Annotated in this window: 17 protein-coding genes; 9 read left to right on the top strand and 8 right to left on the bottom strand. The window is 28.6% G+C overall.

Translation table 11 applies throughout. The features are described from left to right. Positions 1-41: 41 nt before the first annotated feature. The 8 genes from BM335_RS06630 to BM335_RS06600 all read left to right on the top strand — a co-directional run bounded on the left by BM335_RS06630 (position 42) and on the right by BM335_RS06600 (position 6,135). Positions 42-785 (top strand): hypothetical protein, encoded by a 744-nt coding sequence (locus BM335_RS06630; protein ID WP_090224560.1) that lies wholly within the window; start codon positions 42-44, stop codon positions 783-785. Between the two features lie 16 nt (positions 786-801). Further along, a complete protein-coding gene (locus tag BM335_RS15710; RefSeq protein WP_177219171.1) occupies positions 802-960 on the top strand; it encodes a hypothetical protein in 159 nt (52 codons plus the stop codon). Positions 961-1,057: 97 nt separating this feature from the next. Continuing rightward, a complete protein-coding gene (locus tag BM335_RS06625; protein ID WP_090224557.1) occupies positions 1,058-2,632 on the top strand; it encodes a carboxypeptidase-like regulatory domain-containing protein in 1,575 nt (524 codons plus the stop codon). Between the two features lie 107 nt (positions 2,633-2,739). Further along, positions 2,740-3,444, top strand: a complete 705-nt coding sequence (locus BM335_RS06620) for a VIT1/CCC1 transporter family protein (RefSeq protein ID WP_090224555.1) — start codon at positions 2,740-2,742, stop codon at positions 3,442-3,444. 108 nt (positions 3,445-3,552) lie between these two features. Further along, complete coding sequence (locus BM335_RS06615) at positions 3,553-3,906, top strand: hypothetical protein (protein ID WP_143102387.1); 354 nt, start codon at positions 3,553-3,555, stop codon at positions 3,904-3,906. A 26-nt stretch (positions 3,907-3,932) separates the two neighbouring features. After that, entirely contained in the window at positions 3,933-4,439 is a 507-nt protein-coding gene (locus BM335_RS06610; RefSeq protein ID WP_090224550.1) for a hypothetical protein, read from the top strand. Positions 4,440-4,875: 436 nt separating this feature from the next. Then, a complete protein-coding gene (locus tag BM335_RS06605) occupies positions 4,876-5,259 on the top strand; it encodes a hypothetical protein (RefSeq protein ID WP_090224547.1) in 384 nt (127 codons plus the stop codon). Positions 5,260-5,271: 12 nt separating this feature from the next. Beyond that, positions 5,272-6,135, top strand: a complete 864-nt coding sequence (locus tag BM335_RS06600) for a CPBP family intramembrane glutamic endopeptidase (protein WP_245780622.1) — start codon at positions 5,272-5,274, stop codon at positions 6,133-6,135. 30 nt (positions 6,136-6,165) lie between these two features. On the opposite strand, the gene murI is transcribed toward BM335_RS06600, so the two are convergent. From murI to BM335_RS06560, 8 genes are all read right to left on the bottom strand, one after another. After that, positions 6,166-6,966 carry a glutamate racemase gene (gene murI / locus BM335_RS06595; RefSeq protein ID WP_090224544.1) on the bottom strand — a complete coding sequence of 267 codons (801 nt, stop codon included), beginning with the start codon at positions 6,964-6,966 and terminating at the stop codon, positions 6,166-6,168. Positions 6,967-7,052: 86 nt separating this feature from the next. After that, a complete protein-coding gene (locus tag BM335_RS06590) occupies positions 7,053-7,553 on the bottom strand; it encodes an OmpH/Skp family outer membrane protein (protein ID WP_090224541.1) in 501 nt (166 codons plus the stop codon). A gap of 20 nt (positions 7,554-7,573) precedes the next feature. Continuing rightward, complete coding sequence (locus BM335_RS06585; protein WP_090224539.1) at positions 7,574-8,359, bottom strand: OmpH/Skp family outer membrane protein; 786 nt, start codon at positions 8,357-8,359, stop codon at positions 7,574-7,576. Positions 8,360-8,425: 66 nt separating this feature from the next. Continuing rightward, positions 8,426-10,987: an outer membrane protein assembly factor BamA gene (gene bamA, locus BM335_RS06580; RefSeq protein ID WP_090224537.1), complete on the bottom strand. Its 2,562-nt coding sequence runs from the start codon at positions 10,985-10,987 to the stop codon at positions 8,426-8,428. Then, on the bottom strand, positions 10,974-11,735 hold the full coding sequence (locus tag BM335_RS06575) for an isoprenyl transferase (RefSeq protein WP_090224534.1): 762 nt from the start codon (positions 11,733-11,735) through the stop codon (positions 10,974-10,976). The genes bamA and BM335_RS06575 overlap by 14 nt, the downstream gene beginning before the upstream one ends. Then, positions 11,735-12,415 (bottom strand): type IX secretion system protein PorG, encoded by a 681-nt coding sequence (gene porG / locus BM335_RS06570; protein WP_090224531.1) that lies wholly within the window; start codon positions 12,413-12,415, stop codon positions 11,735-11,737. Before porG ends, BM335_RS06575 begins: the two co-directional genes overlap by 1 nt. Before the next feature lie 119 nt (positions 12,416-12,534). Continuing rightward, positions 12,535-13,416, bottom strand: a complete 882-nt coding sequence (locus BM335_RS06565) for an NAD kinase (protein WP_090224529.1) — start codon at positions 13,414-13,416, stop codon at positions 12,535-12,537. 2 nt (positions 13,417-13,418) lie between these two features. Further along, entirely contained in the window at positions 13,419-14,075 is a 657-nt protein-coding gene (locus tag BM335_RS06560) for a CBS domain-containing protein (protein WP_090224527.1), read from the bottom strand. Between the two features lie 97 nt (positions 14,076-14,172). On the opposite strand from BM335_RS06560, the gene BM335_RS06555 reads away from it, so the two are divergent. Beyond that, positions 14,173-14,892, top strand: coding sequence for a pyridoxine 5'-phosphate synthase (locus BM335_RS06555; RefSeq protein ID WP_090224524.1), 720 nt, complete (start codon positions 14,173-14,175; stop codon positions 14,890-14,892). Positions 14,893-14,917 lie beyond the last annotated feature (25 nt).

The following is a 14,917-nucleotide window of genomic DNA, read 5'->3' as shown; positions in this document are numbered from 1 at the left end:
TTTATGGTATCTTTTGAATAAAATTTTTAACAAAGAAATGCATGAAAACAAAGACTATACTACTATTTACATTAGCAACACTTGCAGTCATTTCCGTAATGGCACAAACCAAAAAAAGTGAAGTATTGATAATTAGTACCATTCATGGAGCACATAAAGTCAATCCGAATTATTCGTATGATTCGCTTTTTACATTTATTGAAACATATAATCCGGATATAATTGGGGTTGAAATAAGAAAAGAAGATATTGATAGTACTGTTTTATATCTAAAAAGTAATTACCCTTTTGAGATGTACGAATGTATAACTAAGTATGCTTCAAAGAAAGTAGTTGGTTTTGATTGGTTGGGTGATGCTATAGCTGGTAAAGCAATACCTGAAAACTACTGGAAAGAAAAAAGTACTATTAAAAAATTACAACTTAAATTGGCTGCCGATAGTAGTATGCAACAGCAACTATCTATAACAAATGTAATTCAACAGGAAAAGAATAAACTTGTCGTAAGCGCCTCTCTTACGGAATTAAATGATGGAAAATATGATTTGATGAATCATATTTATTATGAGCAATTAAAATTACTCTTAAATAACACAGAGTTTAAACCCTTAGCTGACTTTTATAAAAAAAGAGATGAAATGATTGCTGAAAATATTTTGGAAATAATTAAAAGTAACCATGGAAAGAAAATGATTTTTTTAGTAGGTGCTGATCACAGAGATTATACCCTTAAAAAAGTCTTTGAAGAATTTGAAGGCACAATTATATTAAATCATTTTAAATAAAAATATTGAATTATCTATGGAGGATGTTGAAATAGCTCTTAAAAGTAAACGGATTAAAAATGGATTTACTTTAGCAAGTTTTAATAATGATCTTTTAATGCAACAACTCACCGAAATATTAACCAAAGTTGACGCTACTATTGCATTAGTTGAACAAGAGATAAAAAATAACTAAAGAACATTACATTTATAATTTATTGACACATTTTAACAACAACTTGTAAAAAGTTATGCTTAAATTTGAAGTAGCATACACTAATGGTTTTGTATAAATGATACCCATCACAACTAAACATATATTAATTGTAATTTTAATTTACTTTACTATTTCGGTGAATTTGTTTGGGCAATCTACAGTGTATATTCAAGGAAAAGTTTTTGATTCAAAAACCCAGTTACCAATTCCATTTTCATTTATAACACTTAATCAAAATAAATTGGGAATTATTGCCAATGAAGAAGGCGATTTTAAAATTAATATCAATCCAAAATTTTTATCAGATACGCTAAAAATTTCTTGCATTGGGTACGATCAAAAACTTATTAAATACAGTGAATTAAGTGCTAAAAACGTTAATAATTTTTATTTAAATCCGGCTGTAATACAATTAAAAGAAGTACAAATAAGTGGTTTAAATAATAAAAATAACACCCGCAACAACTCCAATAGATACAAAAAAATAAATGCTAAAAAACTAATTAAAAAAGCAATTGAAAACATTCCTAACAACTATGCTATAACTCCTTTTTCTCATGTGTCGTATTATAGAGATTATCAAAAAAAAGACAAAGAATATTTAAATTTAAATGAAGCTATAATTCATACCTATGATAATGGATTTACTACCGATGATGTGTTAAATGATTTTAGATTATTAAATTATAAAACCGATTCTAGTTTTGTAAGAAACAATCTTTTTTTGCTATACGATACGATAGATGCACCTAATTATGAAAATCCAAATAAGTTTATTCCAAATGCATATTTACCCAACCAAGGTGGAAATGAATTATTTATTCTTTTGGCGCACGATCCTATAAGAAATTACAAATCAAACTCATTTTCATTTATAAATGTGTTTTCGAAAAATTTCCTAGAAAATCATAATTTCTCAAAAATTGAACCCGTTTATAATAATGATTTACTACTCTTTAAAATTAAATTTACTACAAAACCATACATTGAACGCGGTTTAGTTACAGCTTCGGGAGAAATTTTTATTCAACCAAAAGATTATTCTATACATAAAATTAGTTACACTTGCTTAAATAGCACTACAAACAAAGAAATATTCAATTTTAAAATTGAATATGGTTACACGCAACAAACGCATTCTACTATGCGGTTAAAATACCTCTCTTTCAATAATCTATTTAATGTTATTGATGAAAAAGACTCTCTATACTTTAAAATTTTAAAAAGGGAAGTTCATAATTCGTATGTTGAATTTAAAATGAATAAACTAGTGGATGAAAACTCCGTTAATAATAAAGATTTTTATGTTTTTTTAGGTGATGGTAATCGATTAAAAACCGAAAGTATTTTAGTAAAAGATAGTACTGTGGTTATTAACTTTAACAATAAAAAGAATTATATAGAGATTGAATGTAGTATAAATACAAGTAACTTTAAAGATATTGATGGAAATCGTATCAATCAAAAAAAGCTATTAGAATACTACCAATACCGAGAATTATTTGTACAGGAATACAATGATAAAATACAATTTAAGGATAGTTGTTATTTGGGTAATAATCCTTTATTTAATAGTTGTATTTCAAAATTTTCTGGTGAAAACAACTATTGGATGAATACACCCGTAGGTATTAAAGATGAAAAAGATTAAGGTGCTTACTAAAAACATTGCGAAAAAATAATTAAAAAAGGGTTTAAATAATAAATTTAAATAGCAATAAAAACAAGAAGTTTAAGTTAGATAAATAGATATAAAAGATGGAAGACTTAGCAGATAATTATTTAGATAATCATTACATTCATAGAAGTAATTGGTTAAGAGCAGCTGTGCTTGGCGCAAATGATGGAATTTTATCAACTTCAAGTCTTGCAATTGGTGTTGCCGCAGCAAGTGATAGTAGAGAATTAATTGTTTTTACAACTTTAGCAGGGTTAGTTGCTGGTGCATTATCTATGGCTGCGGGTGAATATGTTTCCGTAAGCTCTCAAACAGATATTGAAAAAGCTGATATTGAAAGAGAAAAACAAGAGTTAATAGAAATGCCAGAATTAGAACTACAACGTTTGGCAGAAATTTATGAAAAAAGAGGTTTAAAAAAAGAAACTGCACTTACTGTAGCTAAAGAATTAACCGAAAAAGATGCTTTGGGTGCGCACATAAGAGATGAATTAGGACTAAATGAAATAAGTCAGGCACAACCAATTCAAGCAGCTTTTGCATCAGGTGCTGCATTTACTTTTGGTGGTGCTCTGCCACTTTTAGTTGCTCTTTTTTTACCATTAAAAGGTATGGAATATTCACTTTATGGATTTGCACTCTTCTTTCTTATCATTTTAGGTTCATTAGCTGCTAAAACAGGTGGCTCAAGTTTAAGAAAAGCAATTGTTAGAATAACATTTTGGGGAACTATTGCAATGGGGTTGACTGCTTTAGTTGGGTATTTATTTGGTGTAAATGTGTAATAATATGTTTTAAATGAAGCGTTGTTTAAAAGTAATTTTATAGTTTTTTTTAAGTAAAAATGAATGCATAAAATTTTTAGAAATATATTGTTTCATAGTGCTTTGCTTGTGATTTTACTTCACACAATCATTCCGCATCCACATTCGGAGGATTTGGGTTTAAAAGAACATCGTAAGCTTCATTCTAATTCGCACTCCATTTATGGTGTTTTAAGATTAATATTTCACGAAAGCAACGATGAAAATTTAGATTCTTTAGTTTTTGCTCAATATAACATTGATAAGAAAATTAAAGTTGAGAACCAACATCTAGCGATTGCTATAACATATTTTAATACCTCAAAAATTGTAAACAAAAAAGTTTATAAAAATTTAAAATCTAATATTTATACATTATTTATTGTTACACAGCATGGTGTAAGAGGCCCTCCTGCTCTTATAACCAATGAATTCAAGATATAAATTAGTAACAATAAAAATTTAAAATTATGGATGCAACACATCTTCATTTAATATTAACACACTTCCCTATAGTGGGAACAATTATAGGAATTGGAATTTTGATATATGGTCAAATTTTAAAAAAAATAGAAATTCAAAAAGTAGCACTAGTAACTTTTATAGTTATGGCTTTATTAACAATTCCAGTTTTTCTTACAGGAGAAGAAGCAGCAGAAACTGTTGAAAATATAGCAGGAGTTTCAGAACAATTAATTGAAAACCACGAAGAACTTGCCGAAAAAGCAATTTGGGTTATGGGTTTATTAGGAGTTTTATCATTAATTAGTTTAGTTGCAATTTTAAAAAAAGTATCATTTTCAAAAACACTAACTTTAATTACTTTAATTGTTTCAATAGTTACATTTGGTTTATTTGCTCAGGTAGGTAATTTAGGAGGACAAATAAGACACTCTGAAATTAGAACAGTTAGTAATATCAATCAAGGTGGCGATGAAAATCTAAAAAGTAATCATTCAGAGAACGATGATGATTGATTAAAATATTTCTGATAAGAAAGTATAGTTTGTTTCTAGCAAACAACTATATTAAATTTAACTATAAAGAGGTTATGGTTTAAACCATAACCTCTTTTGTATATTAAATATTTATTTACATAAAACCTTGAGGGGTAAAAAATACAATCGAATAGGATGGTTAAAAAAAGTTGAACTATACAAGATGAACTTATTTAACCTTATAAATTAAAAGGATATAAAAATAAAAAATACATGGATGTGCTATTATCAAATATAAAAATTAGGTAGTAATTAATAATAGCGCGCACTCTTCTAACATTATTAAAATTTATGTATATTTAAGATTAAATAAGCATCGGTTTTTTTAATGTAAAACGTTATAAAAACTAATTGTTTATAGCTTAATTAAATATCATAAAATTTTAATTATTTAAAATAATAAGGCAGCGCTTATATGAATATTACTTATGAAAAGCATAGTTTGTATCCAGAAGCTATTTTAATTAGAAATTTTGTTGGAAAGGTTGTGGCTAACGATATTATAGAATCTTGGAAATATTTGTATAAACATCAACTTATTAATGATAGTACCAAAGGGTTAATAAATAATTTGCAAGGTTGTGAACTTATGATGGATTTGGAAAGTTTTACATTGCTACTAAACTATATGAAAAGTATGAAATATATAAAAAACATTAAAATTGCTGTAATTGCTGATAATCCTAAAACTATAATTTTTCCAATTTTAGGTCATGAGCAAGAAAGAGAATTAAATATTAAACCTTTTTCAACAATGGATGCTGCGGTCAATTGGGTGTTACTAGATATGTCCGTTTAAAATTGTTAAAAAATGACTATTAAAATGGAAAACAAGCATAGAGGTTGGCAAAGAGTATTACTGATTATTTTACCTTACATTTTTATTGTTGGAATCTTCCAATATGTCGGAACTATAGTTGCAGGAGCTGATATAATGGATCCTAATTTTCAAAAAAGCTCAGAACAACACGTTATAATGTCACTTTTCTCATTAATTGGAACGTTACTTGTAATTTGGATTTTTATAAAATATTTAGATAAAGAAAAATTTGTAAATCTAGGTTTTCAAACAAAAAATAGATTAACTGACTTTATTTTTGGTATTGTACTTGGCGCAGTAATAATGATTTTAGGATATTTTATTTTACTGTATTTAAATGAAATAATATATGTAAAAACCGTATTTAATTTTAAAGAAATTATACTTTCAGTTATTTTGTTTACCATAGTTGCCTTTATGGAAGAAATACTTTTAAGAGGCTATATTTTAAGAAATTTAATGCTTTCATTTAATAAATATATTGCGCTTGTAACATCATCAGTTATTTTTGCATTAATGCACGGATTTAATCCTAATATTGATTTGTTTAGTATGACCAATATTTTTTTAGCAGGTATTTTATTAGGCATGTCATACATCCATACCAAAAATTTATGGTTTCCTATAGCATTGCACTTAAGCTGGAATTTATTTCAAACAATTTTAGGATTTAACGTAAGCGGACAAGATTCGTATTCATTAATAGAGTTTAGTATTTCTGAAAATACGCTATTAAACGGAGGTGCTTTTGGATTTGAAGGCTCTATATTATCTGTAATTGCTATGGTAATTTCAATTGGTGGAATTTGGCTTTATTACGAAAGGAAAAAAACTAACAAAAGAGTGGAGTATTAGACCCTAAATTTTAAGTAATATACACTGAAATTAAAAGTCTAGTTTCTCAACGGTGTATTGTACCGGAACGTCTTTAATCAACTGCGCTAAAATATTTATATTTATATTGCTAAATAATTGATGTGTTGGTTGTTTTGTTGCTGATTTAGATAGGGTATTTAACAAATTATTTTTTTCTAATATGGCTTTTGTTTGTTTTGCAACTGCTTCGCCAGAGTCTATAATTTTAACCTGTTCGCCTAAAATTTTTTGTATTTGAGGAATTAGATAGGGATAATGTGTGCAGCCCAATACTAAATGATCTATATTAAAATTTAGCATAGGTTTTAAATAGGTTGTAAGTAAATTAATTAATTGCGGTGAATTTATTTTGCCAGCTTCAATTAAAGGAACTAAACCTTCACCATCTTGCTCTATTTTTGTAATGTTTTTAGTGTATTCATTTGCTGTTTTTTCAAACAGTTTACTACTTAATGTGCCTTTGGTGGCTAATATTCCAATAGCACCTGTTTTACTGAATAGTGCTGCAGGTTTAATGGCTGGTTCAATGCCAATAAAAGGAACGTTGTATGTAGCTCTTAAATAATCTATTGCATTAGTTGTTGCAGTATTGCAGGCTACAATAATTAATTTACAACCTTTAGATAATAAGTATTCGGTATTTTTAACTGATAAAGCAATTATTTCATCGGAAGTTTTTTCTCCGTATGGTGCGTTTTTACTATCTGCTAAATACAAAGTGTTTTCATTAGGAAGTAATTTTATAACTTCTTTCCAAATAGATGTACCTCCAATACCAGAATCAAATAAACCTATGGGTTGAGTGTTCACGAATGCCTAATTTTTAGTAAAATATAAATGTAAAAAAAATCCCGCAAAATAGCGGGATTTAGTTTTATAAGATATAAATCATAGATTTATTTAATTCCTAATTTAGCTTTTACTGCAGGTAATAAATCTGTACCGTTAGCAACAATTAAACTTGAAGCGTCTAATACATATACAAAACCTTGTTCTTTAGCCACATCTTCAATAGCTTTTTTAGCTTTGTCTAAAATTGGCTTTAATTGCTCATCTCTTTTTTTAGCAATTTCTTCTCTTGCAACTTGAGAAGCTTGGTAAAGATTTTGACGATCTTGTTCAACTTCAGCACCTCTTTGTTGGTTTACTTCATCAGTTTGTGAATTTACTTCAGCTTCATATTTTTTTAATTTAGCTGTAAATTTATCACTTTCGGCTTTTAGTTCGTTTTCGTATGTTTTGCTTAGTTTTTCTAAATCAGCATTTAATACTTTTGTTTCTGGCATTAAACTTAATAGTAAATCAGTATTAATATGAGCAACTTTTGTTTGTGCTTGTACTGTGTTTAACCCTAAAGTTACTATTGCAATTAGTAATAAAGTTTTAAAATTTTTCATTTTTTTGCTTGATGTTTAAATTAATTATTCTCTTTTTTTGCTTCTTTGGCTTTTTTAGCCTCTTCTATTTCTTTTATTCTTTGTAATCTTTTATCTTCTATAGCTTTCTTTAAAGCTTCTCTTTTTTTAAGTTGTTCGGCTTTTTTTTCTTCTAGTTTTTGTTGTAATTCAGCTCTTTTTTGTTCCCTTTCAGAAAGTGCATTTTCAGTAGCGCCATCATCATTTGTAACAGTTGCTGATTCTTTATTTGTTAAGGCTTCTCTTTTAGCTTTTACTTCATTTAATTTTTCAGTTCTGGTAATACTGCTAATTACAAGTTCACTAACATCGTATTGTTTGTTTGAAAATAACATAATTAAATCGCTTGATTTATCAAAAATAAAATCATAATTACGTTTTGATGCGATGTCTTGAACAGCGTTATAAACTAAATCCTGAATAGGTTGTACTAACTGCTGTCTTAAAAAAAATAAATCACCATTGCTACCAAAATAGGTTTCTTGTAATTTTTTTAATTCAGTTTCTTTAATTTGAATGTCTTCTTCTTTTTCAACAATTAGTTCTTTTGTTAATAATGCTTTTTCGTTATTTAATTCTGTTTTTAAATCTTCAATTTCCTTTTGTTGCAACGCAATGTTATTTTGCCAAGTGATGGCTTTTGCATTTATTTTATTTTGAGCTTCATTATAGTCTGGTATATTTTGTAAAATATACTCCATATCTATATATCCAATTCGTTGTGCTTTTTGGGCTATTGAATTTAGGCTTAAAATTAGAAAAGCAAGTAAAAGAACATTTTTTGTCATAACTATAATGTATTTAGAAAAAATCGTGCCAATTTATTATTCATATACAAATATAACTGTTTTACATTAAAATTGTTGTCCTATAATGAAGTGTGTTTGCCATCCAGATTTTACAGTTGTTCCAGGTAATGCATCAAATCCGTGAGCAAAATCAATACCTAATAAACCAAAGGCAGGCATAAATATTCTTAAACCAAGCCCTGCTGATCTTTTCATTTGGAAAGGATTGAAATTCTTAAACCCATCATAAGAGTTACCCGCTTCAAGAAATCCTAAAGCATAAATTGATGCTGATGGTTTTAATGTTATTGGATATCTTAATTCTAGTTGGAATTTATTATAAACAGTACCACCATCAATAGATGAAAGTCTACCATTTTCATAACCTCTTAATGCAATGGTTTCTCTACCATCTAATTGATAAGATGCCATTCCATCTCCACCAACAAAGTAACGTTCAAAAGGAGAATCGCCTAATTTTTTATTATAATTTCCTAAAAACCCAAATTCAGCATTGGTCATTATCACTAAATCTTTGGTTAATGCAGTATACCATTTTCCTTTAAAAAAAGCTTTGTAATACTCTAGCCATTTATATTTTTCGGCTAGTTCCATATTGGTATAATCTTTTTCATTTAATAATGAATAAGGAATGGTAAGTTTAGCTCCAATGGTAAATTCAGAACCTGATTTTGGGAAAATTGGGTTTGGGCCTGCAGAGTTTCTTCCTAACGATATGTTATATGCTAAATTATTTAAATTACCATTACTTAACGTTAAGTTACCAATACGCATTCCATATTCTTTTAGGTCATACAATTGGTAACTGACACTTTGAGACAATGTAAAATAGTTGTCTGGCCATTGTAAACGCTGTCCTAAGCCAACTGATGCTCCAATAATGTTTAAACGTTGGTCTTTATCAACTTTATTAGAGTAATAGTCATATCTAAACTGTTTTGAATTGTAGATAGAGAATGATAATGATTTAGGTTTTTTGCCACCTAGCCAAGGCTCCATAAATGAAAAACTTGAGGTTGTATAATACCTGCTTTTTTGTAAACGTAATGATAAAGTTTGTCCGTCACCCATTGGTAAAGGTTTGTATGCTTTTCTGTTGAAAATATTTCTTGTTGAAAAGTTGTTGAAGGACAAGCCAAGTGTTCCAATAAATGATCCACCTCCGTAACCACCTTGTAATTCAATTTGACTTGAACCTTTTTCAGCAACAGTATAATCTATATCAACAGTTTTATCACTATAATTTGGTTGAATATCTGGAGTAATAGATTCGGCATCAAAAAAGCCTAATTGCCCTATTTCTCTAATGGTTCTAATAATATCGGATTTGCTATATAAATACCCAGGTTTAGTTCTAATTTCTCTGTAAATTACATGGTCATTGGTTCTGTCGTTTCCATTTACAGTAACTTTTTTAATTTTTGTTTGTTGGTCTTCATAAATACGAATTTCAACATCAATTGAATCGTTATTTACTCTTGTTTCAACGGGCATTACTCTAGAAAATAAGTATCCATTATTTTGGTATACTGTTGCTATGTCTTCAGAGTCTGGTGATCCATCTCCAGTAACACGTTCTTTTAAAATTTTACCGTTGTAGGTGTCACCTTTTTCAATTCGTAAAATTCTTTGTAATTGTTCATCAGTATATTTGCTGTTTCCTAAGAATTTAATATCACCAAAAATATATTTTTTACCTTCTTCAACTTCAATATTTAAGTTTAAAGTATTGTCATCGTTCCAAGTCATTGTATGGTCAACAACACGTGCATCTCTATGACCCTTTTCGCTATACGTTTCAATTAGTTTCTCTAAGTCTTCTTGAAAGTTAGATTCAATATATTTGGATGTTTTCCAAAACCTACCAAGAACTGCTTTTTTTGTTTTTTTAAGTGATTTTCTTAATTTTTTATCAGAGAAAGCTTCGTTACCAGTAAAGGTGATATTTTTAATTTTTACTTTTTCACCTTTGTCAATATGAACTAACATATTTACTGTATTTACCGATGAGGTATCTGGTTTCGTATCTAAAGTTACTTTTGTTTTTAAGAATCCTTTTTCTTGGTATTTCTTTTTAAAATAATTTGTTGTGGTAACAATTAAATTGTCTGTTACCATAGCGCCTTTTTTTAGTTCAGCATCTTTTTGTAATTCTTTTGCTTTGCTTTCTTTTACGCCTGTTATTTTTATGTTGTTTAATTGCGGTAGTTCTTCAACTTCAAACTCTAAATAAGCTGTGTTGCCATCAATTTTAGAAATGTATACATCAACATTGCTAAATTGTTTGGTTTCATACAATTTTTTAATGGCGCTTGTAAGTTTGTCTCCAGGTAATTTTATTTCCTGTCCAACAAGTAAACCTGTATAAACTTTTACTGTTTCTTCTTCAAATTTGCGTAAACCTGTTACTGTAATACCACCTAATTCGTATGAATTATCTTTTAGAAAAGGTGCTGTATTTTTGATTGGTAAAATGGAATCTCGCTTAATTGAGTCGTTTTTAATTTCAACATTTTTTACAATGGTATTCTCAACTTCTTGTGAGACTGCTATATTAACGGATGTAATAATTGTAAAAAGTAAAAGGGCTATTTTAATTTTGTTCATTGATTTTTTCAATTTGTTCACTTGTTTTACCAAATCGTCTTTCTCTATTTTGATACTCTATTACGGCGTTGAAAAGGTTTTCTTTTCTAAAATCTGGCCAAAGCGTATTTGTAAAATACAATTCTGCGTAGGCTATTTGCCATAATAAAAAATTGCTGATTCTTTTTTCTCCACTTGTGCGGATCATAAAATCAACATCAGGCAAAGAAAACGTATATAAATGATTATTAATAATATTTTCATTAATTTCTTCAATCGTCATCTCATTATTAACAACTTTTTTTGATATATTTTTGATAACATTAACAATTTCATGGCGCGACCCATAGCTAAGGGCTAACGTTAATGTTAAAGTTGTATTATTTTTAGTTTTTTCAATAACTTCAAGTAGCTCTTTTTGAGCGCCTTTGGGAAGGTCATTTAAGTTTCCGATTGTATTGAGTTTAATATTGTTTTTTTGAAGTGTTTTTAGTTCTTTTTTTAGTGATGAAACTAGTAAAGACATTAAAGTTTTAACTTCTATTTTTGGACGGTTCCAATTTTCCGTAGAAAAAGCATACAGTGTTAAAAATTTAATTCCAATTTCAGCACAGCCTTCAATAACATCTCTAACAGAATCTACACCATTTTTATGTCCAAAAACGCGTGGTTGTCCTTTTTGTTTCGCCCATCTTCCATTGCCATCCATAATAATGGCTATGTGGTTTGGAACATTGTGCTCTTGTATTTTTAATTTTAAATTTTCCATTAATAAGGCGTCACATAACAAGGGGGTCTTCCAAAAGTGTACACTAAAGAAATACCACTTAAAACGTACCAATCATTACTATTTGGATTTCCAAATGTTAATGAGTTTATATTGTTATTATTATAATCTATATCGTTAACAAATGTATATCTGGCTCTTACTTCAGCTGCTATAGCAAAGCCACCGCCTAATTTAGTTTTATAGCCTAAACCAAAAGGAATAGCAAAAGAGGTATTTGAACTATATTCATATTGTTCTACTCCGGTTTCTTTGGTAACTATGCTGTAGTTAAACGCAGCTAATTCTAAAAGGATGTATGGTGTATGAGTTTTTCTAAAATCACTTAAGTCGTATTCAAAGTAATTAAATTCTAAACCAACTGCTAATTCTTTTATGGTGTTTGTAAAACCAATACCTCTGTAGTAACGAGCTCTGTTGGTAGCATCTTTGTCATCAGCCTTTATTTGAGCATAGGTAAAAGTCCCTCTAAAAGCTACACGCGAATTTGAATTCCACTTAAAAATAACACCTCCCATTAAACTATTTGGCTTAATATAATATTCTGAACCTATATCTCCAATATAATTGCTGCCACCTACAAATATTCCTGCTTCGTAAAGTTGCGCCTTAGATGTAATAGTTATACAGCTGAGTATAAAAAAGATAATTATTTTTTTCATAAATATTTTAGCGTGCAAATATAAATAAATCTATTTGCTTATTGAAGTTATACAATGTCTTTTTTGATTAACAACATAAACGTTACTTTATTGTGGTATAACTTAGTGCTAATATTAATTTAGTTACGGGTATCTTGTCCCCATAATAATTTTTCGCGTAATGTTTTTATAAAGGTTTGATTGTTAATTTGAATCATTTTTAAGCTAAAAGCAGCTTTTTTAATACACACTTCAGTAGCATTATTTACCGAAACTATTCTAGAATCAAGCGATAAAAAAAATTCATCTTCACGTCCGCTAATTTTTAATGAAATTGTTGTTTCATCAGGAACAACCATTGGCCGTGCATTTAAATTGTGCGGAGCAATTGGTGTTATTGCAAAACTTTTTGCTTGCGGCGTTATTATTGGTCCGCCACAACTTAATGAATAACCCGTAGAGCCAGTTGGAGTACAAATGATTAATCCATCAGACCAATATGAATTTAAATATTCTTCATCGATTAAGGTTTCAATGGTAATCATAGATGCGGTATTTTTACGACTTACCGAAACTTCATTTAAAGCAAAATTTAATGATTTTAAGCTTTTTATTGGTGGATTGGTAGTAACGCTTAATAAAGAGCGTTCTTTAATTTTGTAGTTTTTACTTAAAAGTTGCTCAATAGCATTGTTTATTTCATCTTTTTGAACAGTGGCTAAAAAGCCTAAACGTCCTGTATTAATACCAACAATTGGTATGTTGGAGTTTCGTATATAAGTTACAGCTCTTAAAATAGTTCCATCACCACCAATGGTAATCATAAAATTAAATGATTCATTTAAATCTTTGTGTGAAGAAAAGGTAACAACATTTTTTAAATCAATTTCTTTTTTTAAGCCTGTATAGTAATGATTTTCTATAATATACTCAATAGAATTTTTTTCTAAAAGCAGAAAAAGTTCTTTAAGATATTCTTTGTCTTCAGGCTTATAATATTGCCCATAAATGGCTACCTTCATAGCTATATGTTTAAATATTTTTGTAAATAATTAGATCTTTCTTTTAAGTCTTCTATAAAAAAATCTTCTTTATGAGAGGAAAGAATGGTGTAATTATAGCGTCTAAATGATTGTAATATTTCATTAATTTCATTTGAATTAATTTTTACTGTAATTTTTACAGTAGTTGCGCTAGATTCCGACACAAACAAACCAACAATTTTTGCATTGTTAGACTCAACTATTTGACAAATTTCACTAAATGAATAGCCGCCAGTTTCTTTTTCTAACAATATTACAACACCTTCGCTTTTTAAAAACGGAGTGTCATTAATTAGTTGAAGAATATCATTAATTTCATAATAACCAACATAGTCGTTGTTATCAGTTACAGGAATTAAATTAGTATTATTACTAGCAAAAACACCTAAAACATCTAACAAGTTACTGTTTTTTTGAATATGAAAATGGCTAAATAAATATTGAAAATAGCCAATTTCTTTCTCATTTTCTTCAAGGTCTTTAATAGATTCTTCAGAAATTAAACCAATCAATTGATTGTTTTGTAAAACTGGAAAATGTGAAAATGAGGTTTCATCAAACAATAGCTTTGCTTCTTCAATTGTATTTTCAAGAGAAAAGGCTTTTAAATCATTTAAAATATATGGGGTAGTTTCCATTTAGTTTTGTATTATAGTACAAATTAATCAAAAATAAAACCAAAAACATATTCTTAGTTCGTAAATTTGCCAACTCATTTCATAAAAGGTATTAAAAATGACAAAGTTAAGCGTAAATGTAAATAAAATTGCAACTTTAAGGAATTCACGTGGAGGAGATTTTCCAAATGTGGTAAAAGTTGCTTGTGATATTGAAAGTTTTGGTGCTGAAGGAATTACTATTCACCCAAGACCCGATGAACGTCATATTAGATATCAAGATGCCTACGATTTAAAAAAAGTGGTTACCACAGAATTTAATATTGAAGGAAATCCAATTCCAAAATTTATGGAAATGGTGTTAGCCATTCGTCCAACACAAGTTACTTTAGTGCCAGATGCAGTTGATGCAGTTACGTCTAATGCTGGTTGGGATACTATTACACATCAATCGTTTTTAAAAGAAATCATTGCAGAATTTAAGTTAAAAGGTATTAGAACTTCTATTTTTATTGATACAAACAGCAAACTTATTGAAGCAGCTGCAACTACAGGAGCCGATAGAATTGAATTATACACCGAAGAATACGCTACACAATTTGCTTTAGGTAACAAAAAAGCTATTGAGCCGTTTACAAAAAGCGCCATTTTAGCTACACAACTTGGTTTAGGTATTAATGCGGGACACGATTTAAGTTTGGATAATATTCAGTTTTTTGCAGAAAATGTTCCCAATTTATTAGAAGTTTCTATTGGACATGCTTTAATTTCTGAATCATTATATTTAGGATTAGAAAATGTGGTGAATATGTATAAATATAGATTAAGTTCTAAATAAAAATTGTCATTCCTGCCAAGGCAGG

Origin of the sequence: Lutibacter maritimus, assembly GCF_900116115.1 — a bacterium.
GTDB classification, from domain to species: Bacteria; Bacteroidota; Bacteroidia; order Flavobacteriales; family Flavobacteriaceae; genus Lutibacter; species Lutibacter maritimus.
This window is presented reverse-complemented; position numbering and strand designations above follow the sequence as displayed.